Raw genomic sequence first — 20,704 nt, 5'->3', positions numbered from 1 at the left:
CAGATCCATGTCGCTAAGCCTCATAAAGCAGGCCTTGGGCGACTATTGTAAATATTGGCACAGTCTATGCTCTACCTCAGTGCAAGCGCAAAGAGCGCTCTCACTTAAGTAGGCACCTGCAGATGATGCATTGGCATATCGTGTGTGATTTCGATGGGACCGTCACCCGGACTGACGCGATAGATAACATCCTAGAGCTTTTCGCCGACCCGAGTTGGGAGGTCATTGAAGATGAATGGCTGTCTGGCAAGATCGGTTCTCGAGAATGCCTGAGCCGTCAGTTGGCGATGGTTAAAGCCACGCCCAATGAGCTTCTGGGATATTTCGATACCATCGGTATTGATCCGGCGTTTCCCGACTTTGTTGAATTGGTTATGGGCCTAGGCGCCACGCTGGACATCGTTAGCGACGGCATTGAGCAGGGCATCGCCCGAATTTTGTCGCGTAATAACGCGCCGCTACTGCCGATTATTTCCAACCGCTTGCGTCAGGTCGGTCCTGACAGCTGGCGCATAGAGTTTCCTTATTCCAGCGACGCTTGCCGCGCAGCATCCGGCAACTGCAAATGCAAATCCGCTCCCGATGGTAAACGCATTTTGGTGATCGGCGACGGTCAATCCGATATGTGCGTTGCTGGGACTGCTGATTTCGTATTTGCCAAAGATCGCTTGGCCGAACATTGCGAACGCAATGGCATTCCATATGCCCGCTTCGACTCCTTTGCCGATTTACCGGCCCTGCTCGATCGCTTACCTCACAGCGAACCGGTCCGCACGCACAGTCTCCCTATTGAACAGCAGGAACTCTTCCACCATGTCTGAAATCCGTATCGCAACTCCCGAAGACCAGATTCTTCTGGAAAAAGAAGCGAAGTATTGCTCCTTTGGCGACACCGTTCACTACATTGATCCACCACGCATCTTTAACCGCTGTGAGGGTTCGTATGTTTACGACACCAGCGATCAGGCCTACCTTGACCTGCAAATGTGGTACTCGGCCGTTAACTTCGGTTACGCCAACCCACGCTTGAACAATGCTCTCAAGGCACAGATCGATTCGATGCCGCAGATTGCCAGCCAATATCTGCACCGCGGAAAAATTGAGCTGTCTGAAATGATAGCTGTCGACGCCAAGAAAAAATTCGGCATGGACGGCCGCGTTCACTTCAACGTTGGTGGTTCGCAGTCCATCGAAGATTCGTTAAAAGTAGTGCGTAACGCCAGCAACGGCAAAAGCCTGATGTTTGCTTTCGAAGGCGGCTACCACGGCCGCACGCTGGGCGCTTCGTCGATCACCTCAAGCTACCGCTACCGTCGCCGTTACGGCCATTTCGGTGAGCGCGCGCAGTTCGTTCCTTTCCCGTACCATTTCCGTGGTCCGAAAGGCATGACTAAAGAAGAATATGGCAGCTATTGCGTTCAGCAGTTCGCCCGCCTGTTCGAAACTGAATACAACGGCGTTTGGGATCCTAAAACCAATCAGTGCGAATACGCAGCATTTTACGTTGAGCCTATTCAGGGCACCGGCGGCTACGTCATTCCGCCTATGAACTTCTATAAAGAACTGAAGCAAGTCCTGGATCAGCACGGCATCTTGATGGTCGTCGACGAAATCCAAATGGGTTTCTACCGCACCGGTAAGCTATGGTCCATTGAGCACTTCGACGTCAAACCAGACGTAATCGTCTTCGGTAAGGCGCTGACCAACGGCCTCAACCCGCTGGGCGGTATTTGGGCGCGTGAAGAGTTGATCAACCCAACGATCTTCCCACCTGGTTCGACCCACTCCACCTTCGCCTCCAACCCACTGGGTACAGCGGTAGGTTTGGAAATGTTCAAGATGACCTCTGAAGTCGATTACGGCGCGATGGTCATGGAAAAGGGCAAGTATTTCCTGGCTGGCCTGCAAGATCTGCAAAAACGCTACCCAATCATCGGCGACGTTGACGGCTTGGGCTTGGCACTGCGTGCAGAAATCTGTGGTCCGGATGGCTTCACCCCGGACAAAGCAACCCTGGACTTCATGGTTGATGAAGGCATGAAGGGCGACATCGAAATCGACGGTAAAAAACTTGGCCTGATTCTCGACGTTGGCGGTTACTACAAAAACGTTATTACCCTGGCTCCGTCGCTGGAAATCAGCTACGCCGAAATCGACCTGGGCATCGCCCTTCTCGACCGTCTGCTGTGGCGGGCAATGCAGCGATGAACCTGGCGCAGATGGATGTCGAGATCGATATGGGCGAAGGTGACGCCAGTTTCGTTCTCGGCACTGGCCCGGTCGCGGTGTTGTTAATCCACGGCCTGACCGGCACTCCGACGGAACTCCGTCGGGTGGCCCAAGGCTTGGCCAAGCGGGGGTACACCGTCTATGTGCCCACGCTTGCCGGGCACTGCGGCGACAACGCCGACCTGCAAGCTACTGGCTGGAAAGACTGGTACGAAAGCGCACGCAAAACGTTTGTCGGCATTCGCCAACGGCACGAACAGGTTTTTGTCGGTGGGTTGTCGATGGGCGCAGTATTGTCCATGCACATGGCGGCCGAGCATCCCGGACAAGTCGCCGGTTTATTGCTCTACTCGACCACTTTGCGCTACGACGGCTGGAACATGCCAAAAGCAGCGGTGCTGACACCGTTACTTATGGCCATTCCTTTTGGCGTGCATTTGTGCCGTTTTAACGAAACCTCGCCCTATGGCATCAAAGACGCACGTTTGCGGGCCATTGTTGAACGTCAGATGAAAGCCGGTGAAAGCAGCAATGCCGGGCTGTTGACCATGTCGGGTATTAACGTGCGCGAACTTCATCGGCTCGTGGCGGTGGTAAAGAAAGGCATGCGTTCAGTCAAAGCGCCTGCGCTGGTCTTGCATTCAATCGAAGACGACATCACCAGTCGCTGGAACGCAGATTATTGCGAGAAGCATTTAGGCGGCCCCGTCACAAAAGTGTTGCTCAATGACTGCTACCACATGATCACCGTGGATCTGCAATATCGGACAGTAATTACATTGAGCGCAGACTTCATTGACCGCGTGATAGAACAATTACCTGCTGAACCGATCCCTATGAACAATCAGCGACAAATAGCCTGAATTTTCCATGCTTATTGCCCCTGTGTTTTTCAGCTTCCCGGGCAGTCATTACGATGACTGCTTAGCAGGCACGCTGAAGGATTGGGAAACCGCTGGCAACGCTCGCCGTTCTTCGCAACGATCACACTCTGGCATGACTGCTCCGATAAGCGAACGTTGATGATCAATAACCAATGACCGAAGAATTCCGCTCTCCCCAGCAACCTTTTTCCCTGTCGCGTTGGAGCTGGCAGCGCAAGCTGGTATTGGCATTCTGGCTGGTCAGCGTGATTCCAACCATGATCGCGGCAGAACTCGCAGCGACCACTCTGTCACAGATTTTCGAGGGTAACTTTCGGGTTTGGCTGCAAGAATCAACCAGGATCGTCCAGGACGAAATCCGCGAAATCCAGCGCGGCAACGCCAGGGTCTCGCAATTGTTTCTGCAAAATACCCGCCCCTCCGCACCTTCGTCACCTCGGCACAACAAATTAACCTCCGACCTCGCCAGTGCCATGGGCATCGACGTGGTCGCCTTGATTCGCATCAAAGATCATAAAGTGGTGTTTTCCACTGTTTCCGACAATATCATCGACCAAATCAGCCTCTCCCCCAACGCAGTGCTACAAACTATCCACAACGGCAGCGTATTTACCGGAGTGGTGGTCTCCACTTATCAGTCCACTCAGGACGGCGTCGATTATGAGTTGCTGATAGGGACTTATCTAGACAGCAGTTTTCTTACCAGTGTGGCCGATGTGCACTCCCTCGACCTGCGCTTGTACATGAACGACGCTGGTGGTTTCAGCGAGATCTTCTCGACCCAGCGCTTCATGAATCACCCGGCCGTTGTGCCCCGCCGAATCGAACAGATCCTACGTGACACCAAAGAGCCAAGCGAACAATCCACCAGCGCCTACTCCGGTCTGTATACGCCTATATTCAATGACAATGGCGAGCTGCAAGGCATCGTTTTCAGTGGTTTGCTGCGACATACGTCGCTGGTAGGGCTAGTCAACCAGACCAACCTGTTCTTGGCGATATTGCTACTGGGGTCGCTGCTATCCCTTAGCGTCGGCTGGTTAATATCCAGGCGCCTGACCGGGCCTCTGCGCCAATTATCCGAAGGCGTTAGAGCGGTCACGGCCGGTGATTACCGGCAGCGGGTGGAAGTAGTAGGCAGTGACGAAATCGCCGAGCTAAGCGCAACCTTCAACCACATGACGGAACGTCTGAAAGAGCTTCAACATCTTGAAGCCCAGCTGCGCCGTCGTGACCGGCTGCATGCATTGGGCGAAGTGGCAATGGGCTTGGCACATGAAATCCGTAACCCGCTGGGGATAATCAAAACAGCCACCCAGTTACTGCACCGTCGCGCGCTGTTGCCGGAAACGGATATGCGCCACCTGGAATACGTAATTTCGGAAGTCACCCGTATCAACGACCTGATTACCGAATTTCTTGATTTCGCCAAACCTAGCGCTCCATTGCGCTCCACCCAGCTGGCCAAGCCGCTGATGGAGGATCTGCTAGGGTTCTGTGCACCGGAGTTGTCGACTCATCAGGTCGACGCTGAAATTATTGAGCACGACCCTCACTCAATGATTTATGCCGACTCCCGCCAGTTGACTCAAGCATGTCTAAATCTGATCCTCAACGCGATTGATGCCATGCCAGGCGGCGGAACCCTCACGATTGATATCTCCTCCGACCAGGAAACTACAATCATCAGTATTTCCGACAGCGGTCAAGGCGTTGAACCCGACATGATTGAACGCATTTTCAATCCTTTCGTCACCACCAAGGCATCTGGTACTGGTTTGGGTTTGGCAAAGGTTTACTCGATCATGGAGAACCATGACGGTCGAGTAGAATGCGTCAGTAGCGTGGGAGCCGGTGCAACATTCAATCTTTACTTGCCTGCCCATGACAGAGGCCTGACATGAGTCATAACGTGTTGGTGGTCGACGATGAGCCTAAGCTCTGCGATTTGTTAGCTTCAGCCCTGAGCCAAGGCGAGATTCAAGTATTCACCGCTGGCAATGGCTTGCATGCCCTGGCGGTACTCGAACGCGAAGCAATCGATCTGGTGATCAGCGATTGGCGAATGCCTGGCATGGACGGCCCGCAGTTATTGGCTGAAATCAAAGTTCGCTATCCAGACTTGCCGGTTATCGTCATGACCGCCTACAGCACGGTAAAAAATGCCGTGCAGTCGATGCGTAACGGGGCTTTTGATTACATCAGTAAACCGTTCGATATCGACGAACTGGATATCACCGTCAATAAAGCGCTGCAATTTCGCGACATCCTGCGTGACAACGCGCGCCTGCGTGCCGAATTGGATCAACACCAGCAAATCGACAGTTTAGTGGGCGAGAGCCCGGCCTTTCGTCTCGTACTGCAAGCGGTGGACTCGGTCCGCGACAGCAACGCCACGATTCTGCTGACCGGTGAAAGTGGCACCGGTAAAGAGATGGTTGCCCGAGCGATTCACAAGCACGGCAACCGTGTCGGCAAACCTTTTGTTGCGGTCAACTGTGCAGCAATACCCGAAGGCCTGCTCGAAAGCGAAATGTTCGGCCATCGCAAAGGAGCTTTTACTGGCGCCGTAGCTGATCGCGTCGGGCGTTTTATGCAAGCGGACAAGGGCACGTTATTTTTGGATGAGGTGGGTGACATGCCCCTCGCGCTGCAAGCAAAGATTTTGCGCGCATTGCAAGAACGCGTGATTGAGCCAGTGGGCGACTCTCGCGAACGCAAGGTGGATGTTCGGGTGATTGCCGCCACCAACAAGAATTTGCTGGAAGCGGTGGCGAATAAAGAATTTCGCGAAGACCTTTATTACCGTCTGAATGTATTCCCGATTCCGCTACCAGCCTTGCGTGAACGACCGGAAGACATCGCTCCGCTGGCGCTACATTTCGCCCATGTGCTAGGCGCAACCGCAGGCAAACGTATTACTGGATTTAGCGCCGAAGCTTTGCAGGCCATGGCCAATTACCCATGGCCTGGCAATATTCGGGAGTTACAGAATTGTGTTGAACGCGCCACTATCGTTGCGTCCAGCAATACCATCGAAGAAAGCGATCTGCCAGCCTACCTGTTTGGCTCACGTCCCATCGACAACGGCATCAGCCAATTCCCGGCGGACGGTGTAGGCATCCCCGAGGACTTGGAGGCGGCTTTAGCCAACGTTGAAAAATCCTACATCCTCGCCGCGCTTCAAGAAACCAATGGCGTTCAGGCCGCCGCCGCGCAACTGATCGGCATATCTGAACGCAGCTTATGGTATCGACTGAAAAAGCTTGAGATTCATGTGGACAAAATTGTTCGATAAATGAGCCGCCGTACGAGCGCGCAGGTTTATTCGGTCGTTACAGACTCGCTAATGACCTGCCCAATAGCGCTGGCAAATGCTTCTACTGGCTGCCCGCCCGACACCGCATAACGATCATTGAAGACGATGGTTGGCACTGAGCTAATACCGCGCGAAATCCATAGTTGCTCGATTTCACGCACTTGCGCGCTGTATTGATCGGTAGTCAAAATCGACTCGGCCCGCTGACGATCTAGCCCAACCTGCTCAGCCACATTTGCCAATACCTGATGATTCGAAGGGTCGGCGTGGTCAGTGAAATATGCCGTGAACAAGGCTTCTTTAAGCGCTTGCTGCTTGCCTTCCAACCCTGCCCAATGCAACAGACGGTGTGCGTCGAAGGTGTTGTAGATGCGTCGGTCGCCTTGGGAAAACGTGAAACCCAACTCAGCGCCACGCTGACGAATCATTTCGCGATTCTGCTTTGATTGTTCTGGCGTAGAGCCATATTTCTCAAAGATGTGCTCGTTAAGGTCTTGGCCTTCAGCGGGCATTTTCGGATTAAGCTCGAACGGTTGGAAATGGATCTCGGCCTTGACCTCATCACCCAAGTCCGCCAATGCCTGATTCAGCGCCCGCAAGCCAACAACACACCAGGGGCAAGAGACATCGGAAACGAAATCGATTTTCAGTGTAGTGCTCATGGAACCCTCGCTCACGCTTGGCAGTGACAAAGTGAGCACTTTACACCCTCGTAGCCGCCCCTTCATCAGAACTACAACTGCGCGATGTGGCTGCCATCCAGCCGATGGGCTTTCAAATAGGGTAAAACTGCTCCTAGCAACGGGGCCTTGAAAGCTTCTTGAAAACGATGGGCCAAGCCGGGAATCAGGCGCAGCTGGCTACCTTGGATATGGGCAGCAACGTGGATGCCGTGCATCACTGGCAGTAATGGATCGGCGGTGCCATGCACCACTAGCGTCGGCACTCGCAATCGGTCTAGCAGTTCGACGCGACTTGGCTCCGCTAGTATGGCCAGAATCTGCCGCTTTACGCCGTCAGGGTTAAACGCTCGATCGTAGGATACTGCCGCCTGTTGCAGCAGCATCTTGCGATCATCCACCACCTGCGGACTGCCTAATGCGGCCAGCAGATCTGCTTGCTGTTCGATGGCTACTTCACGGCTGGGCGCGCTGCGACGACTGAGTAATTGCAGCAATGCCGGGGCAGGCATAGGTAAGCCGGGGGCGCCGGAACTCGTCATGATCAGGGTCAAGCTTTCGACGCGATCAGGCGCGATATCAGCCAGATGCTGAGCAATCATGCCGCCCATACTCGCCCCAAGCACATGGAATTGATGGACGTGCAACGCGTCCATCAACCCCAAAGTGTCATTGGCCATGTCCGTCAATGAATAAGGCGCCGAAACCGTTAGGCCTAGTTTGTAGCGCAGCACCTCAAAGGTCAGGTTCGGGCTGGCAGGCACTTGCGCCCATGTCGATAAGCCTACATCGCGGTTGTCGTAGCGAATCACCCGAAAACCTTGTTGGCAGAGCGCAACCACTACCTCATCCGGCCAATGAATCAACTGGCCACCCAAGCCCATGACCAACACCAAAGCAGGATCGGAATCGCGCCCGATGCTTTGGTAAGCCAAGTGAACCTCTTTAAGGTCGGCCATTTGAGTAGGGACGTTTACGTCACACCGAGACGCCGCAAAAGTCGGCAGGCCGCACAACAGCGCGACCAAAAAAATTAACACCCGCATGAAAACACCAAGCCACAAATCCCCAATAGCTGATCAGTGTGAGGATATTTTCAAAAGCGCGCTGCCACAGTTACGTGACAATTTGATGAAGGAAGCTGAGTGGTAGATTTAGCAACCGGCCCTGCTCGCGAATGGCAACGCAAAAAACTCAACAAACAGCGAACAGTGCTACATGTCAGGCTCCAAATGGCGACCATCGAGCTAGGATTTAAGGTTTATGGATAACTGCCACGGACGACGCGACTTTCAGCCAGGGCCGCCTGCACGGCGGCCACTTTCGGATGATTTAACGCAGCCTTAAGCGCTGCAATTTCCTTGCACTTTTGTACGGCAAACGCTAGCCAGCTTTTTAACTCGGCATCCACCTGACCTTCGCGCTGAAGATTCGCCGAGCCGTGCAGCAACGAGCATGAACTGGCTACCCACAGGTTTTCGCCAAACCGCTGTTGCGCTTTCTGCAGTTGCTTCAATGCTTCATCCAAATCACAGCGCCAAACGTCGCGTCCATTGACAACACTCAGCGACAGCACTTTATAGGGCGGCACACGACTGAGCACATTGGAAAGCTGTTCTGGCGCACTAATCAGGTCGACGTGCAGACCGTCAACCGGAAGCGAGGCCGCTAGCCCGAGGTTGCTTTCCAGGCCGCCAGAGTATGTCGCTACCAGCTTTTTCAACGGCGAAAATTGCAGGATGTGATAAGCACGCTCAAAAGCGTTTTTCCATTCCTGCGGCAGATCAAGGGTCAGAATCGGTTCGTCAATCTGTACCCATTCCACGCCCTTCGCCGCCAAACGACCGAGAATTTCGCCGTACACCGGCAGTAACCGCTCCAGCAGATCGAGCCGGTCGAAACTGTTACCTTCGGCTTTGCCCAACCACAGGTAAGTCAGTGGGCCAATCACTACCGGTTTGACGGTATGGCCGAGGGTTTTGGCTTCTTCGACCTCTTCGAACAGCTGTTCCCAGCTCAGTTGGAAACGCTGGTCTTCAGTAAATTCTGGCACCAGATAGTGGCCAGTGGTATCGAACCATTGGGTCAACTCATGGACGTACTGCGCTTCGTTTTGAGCATGATTATCGCAGCTGCCTTCACTAGCATCACTGGCCATGGCAAACAGGGTATCAAGGGTGGGCAGGCCCCTGTAGTCAGTGGTTGAGGCGAAGCGTTGCGCAATGACACCGAACGTAAGCGAGTGGGTAAGTACTCGATCGTGCCAGGCAAAATCCCCTACCGGTAGTAGATCGATACCAGCGTCTCTCTGCACCTGCCAGTGCGTAGCACGCAGCTTGCGGCCGGTCTTGCGTAGCCCCGCCTCGTCGAGATCGCCTTTGCAAAAAGCGTCCAACGCTTTTTTTAACTCACGATCACCACTATTGCGCGGAAATCCTAGGGTATGGGCCACGGCCATATCAATGTCCTCCATAAAAGATGACGCTATTGTCGACAGCCCAAGCAACATGAGACAAACTCATTGTATTCGCGTTGATGACAAAATAATTTCATGGAGCATTTCGTGCTAGAAATTCGCCATCTAAAGACCCTTCAGGCCTTGCGCGAGGCTGACAGCTTGGTGGAAGCCGCCGAGCGCTTGCACCTGACACAATCGGCCTTGTCCCATCAGTTCAAAGAACTTGAAGAGCGTGTCGGCTTGTCGTTGTTTGCGCGTAAGACCAAACCGGTGCGCTTTACCAGCGCCGGGCTTCGTCTCCTACAATTGGCTGATTCGATGCTGCCGCAACTGCGCAGTGCCGAGCGTGATATTGCACGACTGGCTGGCGGCACTGCGGGACGCCTGCACATGGCCATCGAATGCCACAGCTGCTTTCAGTGGCTGATGCCGACCATCGACCAGTTTCGCGATGCCTGGCCAGAGGTCGAGCTGGACCTTGCGTCAGGCTTTGCTTTCGCTCCGCTTCCTGCCTTGGCCCGTGGCGACCTGGATTTAGTGGTGACGTCCGATCCGCTGGAGCTGGTGGGCATCACTTACGTGCCGCTGTTCACCTACGAAGCCATGCTCGCGGTCGCCAACCAACACCTGTTGGCTAACAAGCCTTACGTGGTCCCGGAAGACTTGCTCAAGGAGACCTTGATTACCTACCCGGTAGAGCGTGACCGGCTGGACATTTTCACCCGATTCCTGGAGCCCGCCGACGTTGAACCGGCGCACGTGCGCACCTCGGAACTGACCGTGATGATGATGCAGTTAGTTGCCAGCGGACGCGGGGTTTGTGGCATGCCCCATTGGGCGCTGCATGAATACAGCTCGCGCGGCTACGTGAAGGCCAAGCGACTTGGGGAAAAAGGCTTATTTGCGACGCTGTACGCAGGCATCCGCGCCGACATGCTCGATGCGCCGTACATGCGCGATTTTCTGCTGACCGCGAAAGACACGTCTTTTTCGACGCTCAATGGGGTAAGTGCGGTTAGGTAGAAGGCAGACTCCCTTTGGGAGAGCCGCCCCGTCTCCGACGCCGCGCTGTTGCGCAGCAAACACCAGTCAATAAGGGCGGGTTTGCTCGCGATCGGCTGCGAAGCAGTCGTAAAATCAGCAACTCAGTTTTGCAGTTGGAACCGAGTCGGCCTGTTGGGACCGCTTCGCGCTCCGTCGAGCAAGCCCGCTCTTACCATTTCAATATCTACCATTCAAGCGGTTATGCGTTGTTTGGTAAGAGCTCCCACCGTAGTTTTGATAGGAGCCAGAGGACTGATCAGCTTTCCTGAAAATCCATCTCAGGTGGTTGGCGACGGAAGCCGCCGGTCAGCCATGCCAGGTAAACCAAGCCTACTGCCAACCAGCTCAGGCCGAGAATGATTGCCAGTTTGTCGAGGCTGATCATCAGCCACAGGTCTGCAACCAAGCCAATCAGCGGAAACACCAGGAACAGCACCAGCTCACGAAGTCCGCGTTGTTTGCCGCCGATCCAGTAGTGAAAGATCACCGACAAGTTCACCAGACTGAACGCCAGAAACGCGCCGAAGTTGATGAACGAGGTGGACGTGGTGACGTCCAGTTTCAATGCCAGCAACGCTACGACACCGCAGAGCAGAATGCTGTTAATCGGGGTACCGAAGCGCTCACTCAAACGGCCGAAGAATGAATTCGACAACACCCCATCACGACCCATGGCGTACAGCAACCGTGAACCGCTGGCCTGTGCCGCCAGACCCGAGGCAAACTGGCCCACGATCAAACCAATCAGGAAGATCGAGACAAACAAGTCGCCGCCAATGTTTTTGGCAATTTCATACGCGGCAGAATCAGCGTTATCAAACACGAACGACGGATGCGCCAACTGCACGAAATAAGACACGCCGACGAAGATCACGCCGCCAATCAGCGTAATCAACATGATTGCCCGTGGAATGGTACGCACCGGGTCTTTGGTTTCTTCGGTCAAGGTGCTGACCGCATCAAAGCCGAGGAATGAATAGCAGGCAATCGCCGCGCCACTCATGATCAGCGGCATCTGCATATCGCCACTGAAGAACGGCGAGAGGGTCCACAACGGCTTGCTGGCATCGCCACCAATGTAGTGAATACTCAGCGCAACAAAAGCGATCAGCACCAGAAACTGCACCAGCATCAGCGCGGCGTTAATGGTGTTGGCCAGTTTCAGGCCGACGATGTTGATCAGGGTGGTGATCACGATAAACGCCAATACCCAAACTGGCTGAGGGATCGCAGGAAAAGCCGAGCCCAGGTACGCCGCGCCGATCAGCCAAATGGCCATAGGCAGGAACAGGTAATCAAGCAATACCGCCCAACCGGCAATGAAGCCAAGTTTCGGGCTGATGGCCTTGCGCACATAGCTATAAGCCGAGCCCGCAACCGGGTAGGCCGCGGCCATGCGTCCATAACTTAGTGCGGTGAAGATCATCGCAACCAGTGCCGCCAGGTAAGCTGCTGGCACCATGCCATTGGTAGACTGGGCGAGAATACCAAACGTGCCAAGCACGATAATCGGTGTCATATAAGCGATGCCAAACAGCACCACCGACCCTAGTGAAAGGGTACGTTGCAAACGAGCCATGAGCGATTACTCCGGGATTATTAGTTTTATGGCAGGAGAAAAGTTCGGAAAAAACACAATCGTTTTTTGTTATAAAAATCGGTGTAACCAGCGCTCAGAAAACCTCGCCGTTCCAGGTCTATATCAAGCAATCAACAGCTCACGCCGACCGTCAGCGTGCTCAATCACTTCGCCTGGCAAATGCAGGCGCAGGTCAGTCAAATAGCGGTAATCACTGCGGGCCGCGGTCAGTTGGGCCAGATCCAGCTCGACGCTGAACTGGCACTCTTCGCGCCCTGCTTCGTGCAACAACGTGCCAAACGGATCGACCACGGCGCTGCCCCCCGCGAATCGCAGACCCCCATCGCCCTCGCCCACCCGGTTAACCATCAGCGCGAACGCCTGGTTTTCTTGAGCGCGAGCCATGATCGCGGTGTGATGCGTCGGGCCGTAAGGGTCCATGTTGCCGTTGGTGACAATGATCAGGTCCGCTCCCAAGAGCGCAACCGCGCGGGCGGTTTCCGGGAATTCGATGTCGTAGCAAATCAACAGGCCGACGCGTAGGCCGTTCCACTCACAGGTAGCAAAGCGGTCGCCAGGGCTGAACACTCCACGGTCAGAAGCCCACAAGTGAGTTTTGCGATAGCGCAGGGCAATGCCGTATCGGGTGATTAACAACGTGGTGTTGTAGTACCGACCGTTGTCGTTCTCGGCAACGCCGATGACGACGGCAATATCATGCGCTTTGGCCGCCAGCTGCACTGCTTGCACGGTGGGGCCGTCCAGCGGTTCAGCCACCTCGGCTACCGTATGCGCCGAAGGAAAGCCCATCAGGTGGGTTTCCGGGAAAACAATCAGCTGGGTGTCACTGGCGCACGCGGCAATGGCCGCCAACGCACGCTGCAGGTTGTACGCGGTGCCGTTATCCTGGCCTGCCAGTTGGGCAAGTTCGACCTTCATGGGTTCTCCTTATTCGATGTCGAGGCCGACCCGGCACAATAAGTGCTGGATGGTCGTCGGCTGTGCGGGCAGTATGCGCATCAGCAACGAGTGCAGGGAATTACGCAGCTGTGGTAACCCAATAGGGGTAGGAGTATGACAATCGCACTGCAGGACATCGCGTGGCATCGCTCGGTCGCGCAATTGATCGAAGCCTTGGACAAGCCGAATTTCTGGGCACAATTGGTGCGCCTGCTGAATCAGTACGTGAGTTTCGATAGTTGGGTCGCGCTGCAATTCAGTTCTCAGCAGCGGCCGTTGGTGTTTGCCGAGTCTCCCGCTGAAGACGGCACGCCCGATCAGTTGTTTCAGGATTACCTCAAAGGTCTGTACCTGCTTGACCCGTTCTACATCGCCAGTCGCGAACACTCCCATACCGGACTGTTCCGCTTGGCTGAGGTCGCCCCGGAACACTTTGAGCTGACCGAGTATTATCAACGCTACTTTCGCTTGAACGTAGTGGCGGACGAAATTCAGTTCAATTGTCCGCTGGGTGCCGAACATACCGTGTGCTTGTCCTTGGGTTCGACCCAAAGGTTCACCACAGAACAGATTGCGTTGTTGTCACTGATTCAGCCGTGGGTGGTGGCGCTACTTCGACAGCGCATGCCGTTCGAATTGCAGGAGCCAAGGGCCGAGGTGCCGGCCCAACCGTCGCCAACCGGTAATGATTGGCGCAGTCAACTTGAAGCCTCGGTGCAGCAGAGCAGAGGTGCCCAACTGACCGCACGAGAATTGGATGTTGGTCGATTGATGCTCAGCGGCTGCTCCGGCAAAGAGATCGCCCGCAAGTTGGAAATCTCCGTAGAGACCGTCCGGGTGCACAAAAAACACATGTACAGCAAGCTGGGCATCAAGTCTCAGTCCGAGCTGTTTTCGATTTTTCTTCAGGCGCAAAGTGCCTGAACCGAGGGACGGTTGCAGCCTACCAATACAGGCATGCGACCACCAATTACTAGGCGCGAAACAGCGCCAGTGTTCGCCTCATTAACCGTCATTGAGCCCCAGGATTCCGTATGAGCTTGTCCCTACTCAGCCGTTATGCGTTTTTTGTACTTTGCGTGCTATTTACCCTCATCAGTCTTCCATTCTTGCAACACGAGTGGCTTTGGCCCTTCACCCTAGTCACCGGTTTGCTCAGTTTGATCGGCATCGGCGACCTGATTCAAACGCCCCACGCCGTACGGCGTAATTACCCGGTGCTGGGCAATATTCGCTACCTGGTTGAACGTATTCGCCCGGAGATTCGCCAGTATTTGCTGGAATCCGACAGCGACGCCCTGCCCTTCTCCCGCTCTCAGCGCTCATTGGTGTATTCCCGAGCCAAAAACGAGTCGGCGGAAAAACCCTTCGGTACGCTGATCGACGTCTACCAGACCGGATTTGAATTCATCAGCCACTCCATGCGCCCGGCGCCATTGAGCGATCCAACCGCCTTCCGTGTGATTATCGGCGGCCCGCACTGCAGCCAACCCTATTCAGCGTCAGTATTTAATATTTCGGCCATGAGCTTTGGCTCGCTAAGCGCCAACGCGATTCGCGCGTTGAACCAGGGCGCCAAGCTCGGCAATTTCTCCCATGACACCGGGGAAGGCAGTATCAGCTCGTATCACCGAGAAAACGGTGGCGATCTAACGTGGGAATTGGGCAGTGGCTACTTTGGTTGCCGCACCTCAGACGGCCGTTTCGACCCTGAGCGTTTCAAAGTGCAGGCGCTGGACCCGCAAGTGCGGATGATCGAAATCAAGTTGAGTCAAGGCGCCAAACCGGGCCACGGCGGCATTCTGCCCAAGGGCAAAGTCACCAAGGAAATCGCTGAAACCCGCGGCATCATGATGGGTGAAGACTGTATCTCGCCATCCCGCCATAGCGCGTTTTCGACCCCGATCGAGCTCATGCAATTCGTCGCGCAGTTGCGTGAGTTGTCGGGTGGCAAACCGGTAGGTTTCAAGTTCTGCCTCGGTCACCCTTGGGAGTTCATGGGCATCGCCAAGGCCATGCTGGAAACTGAAACCTACCCGGACTTCATTGTCATTGATGGTACTGAAGGTGGCACTGGCGCGGCGCCAGTAGAATTCACCGACCACATTGGCGTGCCATTGCGCGAAGGCTTGTTGTTTGTGCACAACACTCTGGTCGGTCTGGGCTTGCGTGACAAAATCAAATTGGGTGCCAGCGGCAAGATCGTCAGTGCGTTCGACATCGCCAGCATATTGGCCATTGGTGCCGATTGGGCCAACTCAGCCCGTGGCTTCATGTTTGCCATCGGTTGCATCCAGTCGCAAAGCTGCCACACCAACCGATGCCCCACCGGCGTCGCGACCCAAGACCCGCTGCGCCAAAGGGCGCTGGTGGTCCCGGACAAAGCGCAACGCGTCTACAACTTTCACCGCAGCACCTTGCACGCGCTTGCCGAAATGCTCGCGGCAGCCGGTCTCGATCACCCTTCCCAACTGGAAGCCAAACATCTGGTACGGCGCATGTCTGCCACCGAGATCAAGCTGTTCTCTCAGTCCCATGTGTTTCTCAAAGCGGGTCAACTGATCACCGGCGAAGTGGACGGCAGCTTCTACTCGAACATGTGGCAGATGGCGCGGGCCGACAGCTTCGAGCCGAACGAGATCTAATGCTGCATGCGGCGAGTACGCTTGGTGGCAGAGTGGCGGGCCGTAGCTCTAAGGGACCGGTTGATTGCCCTCTAGTCGCCGGTCGTCAGGGATAGGTTTTTTAAATCCATCATTCCTTCGTCTGCGTTTAATTCGCGACGTCATTTGATGTCTCGCCCAACAGCATAAAGCCGCAACTGCGTATTGCCCAAGGTGTATACGCTGACTGCGTGCCACGTCGAGGGAACAGGCACATAATCTTTTACGGCGCTGCCGTACAACAGCCAGACTCGCTTCGCCCTACTGTCCAAGTCCGAAAGTCTGTCCAGATAATAGGTATTTTGCTGTTGGTAAAACAACGTGCCTGCTCCATTCATACCGGGGCGTGCGGCAAGGCCAGCCAAGGTCGGCGGTGTGTACAGCAGGGGCTGGACCTGGTTTTTGTTGTAATAGAGCACGCTTAGATACCAGTACAGTCCGTACACCACAACTTGGTCTCCCGGTCTAAATCGCAGATTTAGCTCCTCGACCATCGTCGCGAGGCGGTTATTGAGCACACCGATGGAATCATTCAATTTGTTGTTCTGGGTATAACAGTTATAAAGCCCGACGCCTTCCAGCGCGACAAGCGCCATCAAACACCCCACCGCAATCCGTCGGTAACGTTGAGCCAAGTGGTCGAGTGCAATCGCCAAAATGATCGGTAAGCCTAGAGCCGAAAAAACGAAATAGCGCGTCGCAAACAGCGGTAGCTTGAAGGAAATCAGAAGCACCGCACACAACGGTGCAACGGTATAAAGTGCGATCAGCGAATGAAACTTAAGCGGCCCGTTTTCCTTTATGACAATCCCTAATGTCGCCACCACTACCATCAACGGCAACCCTAAGAACAACGGCCACGGTAATCCCAGCCCGTCGTTTAGCGTCAGAAACTGCCAGATCACCGAGGGCAACGTATTGAGGGTAGGCGGTGGGATCCAGTCGACGCCCGCCGTGTGCGAGAGCTGGCCAATCAACCGCGTAATCCATGGCAGGAAGCAGACTACGATGGCGGCGTTCGCCACCCACCAATTCAAACGCAGTACCAAGCGGCCCTGCTTTGAGCCTACCGACACATACAACCAATGGGACAACACACACAACGCGGCAAAATAATGGGTATAAAACGCGGCAGTCATCAGTACCACGTAGATCACTGAATACCGCTGCCGCAACGGGTTCTGAACCCAGTAAACCAAGGCAATCGTTGCGCCCATTAACCAAACACCCATCAGTGCGTACATTCGCACTTCCTGGCTGTAACGCACCGCAATTGGCAGCAATGCCAATAGCAGACCCGCCCAAATGGCGGCTCGTTGGGTGGCGATCAAGCGGACCAGCCAGTGCGCCAATGCAACCGACACCACACCCGCCAGTACGCTCATCGCTCGAATCGCAAAGACCCCATTTCCAAAGGCCACGATCCAACCATGCAACAGCAGGTAGTAAAGCGGCGGATGAACATCTTGTCCGCTGTAATGCCAAATAAGCGTCGGGGAATAAGCACTGATTAATGCGCTAAACGCCTCGTCGTACCACACCGTCGGCGACGTGAGATTGTAGAGCCGTGCCAGCAAGGCAAGCATCAATATGGGCAGCAACCCATGCTCCCGGACGAACACCGTAACGCGTCGCGTATTGAATGCCTTGTGTGGAAGAAGTAGCTCCATCAAGCCCTCTAGCGGCGGCTGACAAGTAAACTAGTGGGGGTCATCATGATGGCGCACAACATTCTTCACCACATACCTTGGCCGGTGTTTGGCTTCCATGTAAATCCGACCGATGTATTCCCCCAAGATGCCAATACCGATTAATTGCACGCCGCCCAATAACAGAATCGCGGTCATCAACGACGTATAGCCTGGAACGTCATTACCGAAAACGATTTTATCCAGCACTCGGTAGGCGGCATATAACAGCGAGAATACCGAAACGGCGCCACCGACATAGGTCCAGACTCTTAAGGGAACGGTGCTGAACGAAGTGATGCCATCCAACGCCAGGTTCCATAACTTCCAGCCATTAAACTTAGTGCTGCCCGTGGCTCGCGCGGCGCGGTCGTATTCAATAATAACGGTCTTGAATCCGGCCCAGGACAGCACGCCTTTCATGAACAGCTGTTGCTCCGGCAACGTTCTTACAACATCAACCACCTTGCGATCCATCAGGCGAAAGTCACCGACGTTTTCTTCGATCTTAGTGCTGGCGATGACGTTAAGTACCTGATAAAACATTGAAGCGGCGTGGCGTTTGAGGTAGCTGTCCGAAGAGCGATCGTGTCGTTTCGCCAACACCACATCGGCGCCGTTTTCCCATTCTCGAATCAGTAACGGCAGCACGTTGACCGGATCCTGAAGGTCGACGTCCATGGGAATCATCGCCGCCCCAGTGGCGTATTCAAGACCGGCAAATAGTGCTGCCTCTTTGCCAAAATTACGGGAAAAATCTACCAACAGAACATTGTCATCTGCCATCGCCAACGCCTGAGCAAACTCGCCTGTGAGGTCTGAGCTCCCATCATTCACAAAAACAATTTCAACGGTATAGCCAGCTAAAAGAGGCTCCTGCCGGACCGTTTGATAGAACAGCGCAATCGCTTGCTCTTCGTTGAACACCGGGACGATCAATGAAATCTTCAAGGGCTGCTCTCTCGAAAGATAACGCGCTTGGAATAGAGGAAGCCGCACACAAGGCTAATTGCCGAGAACAGCATCCAGGTAGCTAATGGAGGGAACAGATAAAGGTCGCCGACATAACCGACACCTAAGCTTAGCAGCCCCATGAAGGCGACGAATCTCAGATAGCGTGACCACGTTTTCTGGGCGTTGAAGGTGTATTGGGCGTTGGCATAGAACGAAAATGACACAGCGACAGCAAAACCACACAGGTTGCTGTATGCCTGACTGACGCCCATGCCTACGTGGAATGTCAGAAACACAACGCCATGAATTAGCGTGTTGATCAGCCCTATGACTACGTAGCTCGCGAACTGTTTTTCTTGTAGTTTCATGTTCGACCCGCAACTTCAGGCCAAGAGGGCCTATTCCAAAACAGCTAACTTGAACATCTTGTTAATTCATTATCTGTCAGAGCGAAATGTTAGACCCTACTAAGCAGTAGTATCGAAAACTGTTGGCCCAGTTCCTATTCATCCGACCAACAGCCCGTGGGACATTCTCCAATACCCTTTTTTGCGTCCAGTTAGCCATCAAGCGCAACCAGCGCGCTGCCAAATACCAAGCTCGCAGCATTGGGCCACTGTGCTTGCATCGCGACAGCGCGGGCCGAAGACGGGACGGCCCCCTATAGGGTTAGCGAATGAAGCGACGCAGCTTTTCTGATGCATCACGTCGCCTCTTATTTCAATCAAGCCCTAAACTGCAGCCCCCACCGCACCCGCCACTGGAACTTTCGGCGCCAGCTTGAACACGTAGAACAACACCGTCAGCACCACGAGGAATGCGGGGCCGAAATAGAGGGCAATGCGGGTTTCTTCGAAGTACGCCATCAACCCCACAACAAACAACAGAAACGCTAGCGCCAAGTAGGAGCTAAGTGGCCATAGCCACATGCGAAATTTCAGCTGACTGACTTCGGTTTTGCTCAGGCTGCGACGGAATTTGATTTGCGCCAGCAGAATCATGGCCCAAGTCCAGATGGCGCCAAAGGTAGCGATGGCGGTGACCCAGACGAAGACTTTTTCTGGTGCCAAGTAATTTAGGAACACGCCGATCAGCAGCGCAAAAATCGACAGCAGCAGCGCACGCCGGGGTACGCCGTTGGGGGCCGTGTGGGCAAAACCACGGGGGGCCTGGCCATTTTGCGCAAGGCTATAAAGCATGCGCCCAGTGCTGAAAATCCCGCCATTGCAAGATGACAAGGCGGCGGTCACCACCACGAAATTGATGATCCCTGCTGCAGTCTTGATGCCTAGCCGTTCGAACGTCATCACGAACGGACTGCCTTGGGTACCGATATCGCTCCACGGATAAATCGACAAGATCACGAACAGTGCACCGACGTAGAACAGCAAAATCCGCCAGAACACCGAGCCGATGGCGCTAGGAATAGTTTTCTGGGGGTTCTTGGCTTCGCCAGCGGTGAGGCCAATCATTTCGACGCCCAGGTAAGCGAACATGACCATCTGCAGAGACATAAAAATGCCCTGCACGCCGTGAGGCATGAAGCCACCGTGGCTCCAAAGGTTGGAGATGCCCAGCGCAACGCCATTATTGCCGAAGCCAAACGCGATCACGCCGATGCCGCCAACGACCATGGCAATAATAGTGACGATCTTGATCAGGGCGAACCAGAACTCAAACTCCCCGAAGGCTTTGACGGCGATCAAGTTGACGGTGCCCATGCTCATCAAGGCGGCCAGCGCCCAGATCCAGCGTGGCGTGTCGGGAAACCACACGCCCATGTAAACAGCGACGGCGGTAATTTCCGCGATGCAGGTCACCAGCCACAGAAACCAGTAGTTCCACCCCGTGAGAAAGCCTGCCAGCGGACCCAAGTAATCTTGCGCGTAACGGCTGAACGAACCGGCGACCGGATTGTGTACGGCCATTTCGCCCAGGGCGCGCATGATCACTAGAATTGCTAAACCACCAATAATGTAGGACAGCATGATCGCCGGTCCCGCCATTTGAATCGCCTTGGCAGACCCCAGAAACAGCCCGACCCCAATACAGGCACCTAACGCCATAAGGCGGATATGCCGCTCACCCAAGTCTCGTTTAAGCGGACCGTCCTGGACAGTTTCTGCCTGCAAAGCGTGCTTGCCGACTGGCATAAATTACAACCTCGTATTGTTATTGGATGTAGTCAGTCAACAGCTCAAGCATGGCCGGGCAAACCCGACCAATGCATCTGAACGCCCCGACCA

Annotated in this window: 16 protein-coding genes and 1 pseudogene; 8 read left to right on the top strand and 9 right to left on the bottom strand. The window is 54.6% G+C overall.

Going from position 1 to position 20,704, the window contains the following annotated elements; genetic code table 11:
• Positions 1-122: 122 nt before the first annotated feature.
• The 5 genes from QN378_RS12115 (at position 123) to QN378_RS12095 (ending at position 6,411) form a co-directional block, all read left to right on the top strand.
• Positions 123-821 (top strand): haloacid dehalogenase-like hydrolase, encoded by a 699-nt coding sequence (locus tag QN378_RS12115; RefSeq protein ID WP_323551128.1) that lies wholly within the window; start codon positions 123-125, stop codon positions 819-821.
• The gene (locus QN378_RS12110) at positions 814-2,208 is read left to right on the top strand and encodes an aspartate aminotransferase family protein (RefSeq protein ID WP_322205180.1); all 1,395 of its coding nucleotides are present in this window, start codon (positions 814-816) and stop codon (positions 2,206-2,208) included. The genes QN378_RS12115 and QN378_RS12110 overlap by 8 nt, the downstream gene beginning before the upstream one ends.
• Complete coding sequence (locus QN378_RS12105; protein WP_323551127.1) at positions 2,205-3,092, top strand: alpha/beta hydrolase; 888 nt, start codon at positions 2,205-2,207, stop codon at positions 3,090-3,092. The genes QN378_RS12110 and QN378_RS12105 overlap by 4 nt, the downstream gene beginning before the upstream one ends.
• Before the next feature lie 173 nt (positions 3,093-3,265).
• On the top strand, positions 3,266-5,017 hold the full coding sequence (locus QN378_RS12100; protein ID WP_322205181.1) for a sensor histidine kinase: 1,752 nt from the start codon (positions 3,266-3,268) through the stop codon (positions 5,015-5,017).
• The gene (locus QN378_RS12095) at positions 5,014-6,411 is read left to right on the top strand and encodes a sigma-54 dependent transcriptional regulator (RefSeq protein WP_322205182.1); all 1,398 of its coding nucleotides are present in this window, start codon (positions 5,014-5,016) and stop codon (positions 6,409-6,411) included. The genes QN378_RS12100 and QN378_RS12095 overlap by 4 nt, the downstream gene beginning before the upstream one ends.
• A 26-nt stretch (positions 6,412-6,437) precedes the next feature.
• Here QN378_RS12095 and QN378_RS12090 read toward each other — a convergent pair whose 3' ends face one another.
• The 3 genes and pseudogenes from QN378_RS12090 to QN378_RS12080 all read right to left on the bottom strand — a co-directional run.
• Positions 6,438-7,094: a DsbA family oxidoreductase gene (locus QN378_RS12090; protein WP_322205183.1), complete on the bottom strand. Its 657-nt coding sequence runs from the start codon at positions 7,092-7,094 to the stop codon at positions 6,438-6,440.
• 71 nt (positions 7,095-7,165) lie between these two features.
• Positions 7,166-8,158 (bottom strand): alpha/beta hydrolase, encoded by a 993-nt coding sequence (locus QN378_RS12085; protein WP_322205184.1) that lies wholly within the window; start codon positions 8,156-8,158, stop codon positions 7,166-7,168.
• A gap of 224 nt (positions 8,159-8,382) precedes the next feature.
• Positions 8,383-9,570, bottom strand: a pseudogene (locus QN378_RS12080) (5-methyltetrahydropteroyltriglutamate--homocysteine S-methyltransferase); the annotation flags it as partial.
• A gap of 105 nt (positions 9,571-9,675) precedes the next feature.
• Here QN378_RS12080 and metR point away from each other — a divergent pair.
• Positions 9,676-10,593, top strand: coding sequence for a transcriptional regulator MetR (gene metR / locus QN378_RS12075; protein ID WP_323549563.1), 918 nt, complete (start codon positions 9,676-9,678; stop codon positions 10,591-10,593).
• Positions 10,594-10,870: 277 nt separating this feature from the next.
• On the opposite strand, the gene QN378_RS12070 is transcribed toward metR, so the two are convergent.
• Positions 10,871-12,193, bottom strand: a complete 1,323-nt coding sequence (locus QN378_RS12070) for an APC family permease (protein ID WP_322205186.1) — start codon at positions 12,191-12,193, stop codon at positions 10,871-10,873.
• A 123-nt stretch (positions 12,194-12,316) separates the two neighbouring features.
• Positions 12,317-13,132 (bottom strand): carbon-nitrogen hydrolase family protein, encoded by an 816-nt coding sequence (locus tag QN378_RS12065; RefSeq protein ID WP_322205187.1) that lies wholly within the window; start codon positions 13,130-13,132, stop codon positions 12,317-12,319.
• 135 nt (positions 13,133-13,267) lie between these two features.
• On the opposite strand from QN378_RS12065, the gene QN378_RS12060 reads away from it, so the two are divergent.
• Both QN378_RS12060 and QN378_RS12055 read left to right on the top strand, forming a co-directional pair.
• Positions 13,268-14,077: a helix-turn-helix transcriptional regulator gene (locus QN378_RS12060; RefSeq protein WP_322205188.1), complete on the top strand. Its 810-nt coding sequence runs from the start codon at positions 13,268-13,270 to the stop codon at positions 14,075-14,077.
• Positions 14,078-14,187: 110 nt separating this feature from the next.
• Entirely contained in the window at positions 14,188-15,798 is a 1,611-nt protein-coding gene (locus tag QN378_RS12055) for an FMN-binding glutamate synthase family protein (protein WP_323549561.1), read from the top strand.
• A gap of 140 nt (positions 15,799-15,938) precedes the next feature.
• On the opposite strand, the gene QN378_RS12050 is transcribed toward QN378_RS12055, so the two are convergent.
• The 4 genes from QN378_RS12050 to QN378_RS12035 all read right to left on the bottom strand — a co-directional run bounded on the left by QN378_RS12050 (position 15,939) and on the right by QN378_RS12035 (position 20,611).
• On the bottom strand, positions 15,939-17,486 hold the full coding sequence (locus QN378_RS12050) for a glycosyltransferase family 39 protein (RefSeq protein WP_322205190.1): 1,548 nt from the start codon (positions 17,484-17,486) through the stop codon (positions 15,939-15,941).
• 30 nt (positions 17,487-17,516) lie between these two features.
• A complete protein-coding gene (locus QN378_RS12045; protein WP_323549559.1) occupies positions 17,517-18,455 on the bottom strand; it encodes a glycosyltransferase family 2 protein in 939 nt (312 codons plus the stop codon).
• Complete coding sequence (locus QN378_RS12040) at positions 18,452-18,826, bottom strand: GtrA family protein (RefSeq protein WP_323549558.1); 375 nt, start codon at positions 18,824-18,826, stop codon at positions 18,452-18,454. The genes QN378_RS12045 and QN378_RS12040 overlap by 4 nt, the downstream gene beginning before the upstream one ends.
• A 363-nt stretch (positions 18,827-19,189) precedes the next feature.
• Positions 19,190-20,611 (bottom strand): amino acid permease, encoded by a 1,422-nt coding sequence (locus QN378_RS12035; protein ID WP_322205192.1) that lies wholly within the window; start codon positions 20,609-20,611, stop codon positions 19,190-19,192.
• Positions 20,612-20,704 lie beyond the last annotated feature (93 nt).

It is taken from the genome of Pseudomonas sp. 10S5, from assembly GCF_035019745.1.
GTDB lineage: Bacteria > Pseudomonadota > Gammaproteobacteria > Pseudomonadales > Pseudomonadaceae > Aquipseudomonas.
Note: the sequence above shows the minus strand (reverse complement) of the source record. Positions and strands in the feature narration are given on the sequence as shown.

Bases quoted from the DNA above. Each gene is read 5' to 3' on its own strand.
- QN378_RS12070 (WP_322205186.1), bottom strand. From the start codon at position 12,193: ATGGCTCGTTTGCAACGTACCCTTTCACTAGGGTCGGTGGTGCTGTTT.
- QN378_RS12065 (WP_322205187.1), bottom strand. From the start codon at position 13,132: ATGAAGGTCGAACTTGCCCAACTGGCAGGCCAGGATAACGGCACCGCG.
- QN378_RS12095 (WP_322205182.1), top strand. From the start codon at position 5,014: ATGAGTCATAACGTGTTGGTGGTCGACGATGAGCCTAAGCTCTGCGAT.
- QN378_RS12055 (WP_323549561.1), top strand. From the start codon at position 14,188: ATGAGCTTGTCCCTACTCAGCCGTTATGCGTTTTTTGTACTTTGCGTG.
- QN378_RS12090 (WP_322205183.1), bottom strand. From the start codon at position 7,094: ATGAGCACTACACTGAAAATCGATTTCGTTTCCGATGTCTCTTGCCCC.
- QN378_RS12115 (WP_323551128.1), top strand. From the start codon at position 123: ATGATGCATTGGCATATCGTGTGTGATTTCGATGGGACCGTCACCCGG.
- QN378_RS12100 (WP_322205181.1), top strand. From the start codon at position 3,266: ATGACCGAAGAATTCCGCTCTCCCCAGCAACCTTTTTCCCTGTCGCGT.
- QN378_RS12050 (WP_322205190.1), bottom strand. From the start codon at position 17,486: ATGGAGCTACTTCTTCCACACAAGGCATTCAATACGCGACGCGTTACG.
- QN378_RS12040 (WP_323549558.1), bottom strand. From the start codon at position 18,826: ATGAAACTACAAGAAAAACAGTTCGCGAGCTACGTAGTCATAGGGCTG.
- QN378_RS12105 (WP_323551127.1), top strand. From the start codon at position 2,205: ATGAACCTGGCGCAGATGGATGTCGAGATCGATATGGGCGAAGGTGAC.
- QN378_RS12060 (WP_322205188.1), top strand. From the start codon at position 13,268: ATGACAATCGCACTGCAGGACATCGCGTGGCATCGCTCGGTCGCGCAA.
- QN378_RS12035 (WP_322205192.1), bottom strand. From the start codon at position 20,611: ATGCCAGTCGGCAAGCACGCTTTGCAGGCAGAAACTGTCCAGGACGGT.
- QN378_RS12110 (WP_322205180.1), top strand. From the start codon at position 814: ATGTCTGAAATCCGTATCGCAACTCCCGAAGACCAGATTCTTCTGGAA.
- QN378_RS12085 (WP_322205184.1), bottom strand. From the start codon at position 8,158: ATGCGGGTGTTAATTTTTTTGGTCGCGCTGTTGTGCGGCCTGCCGACT.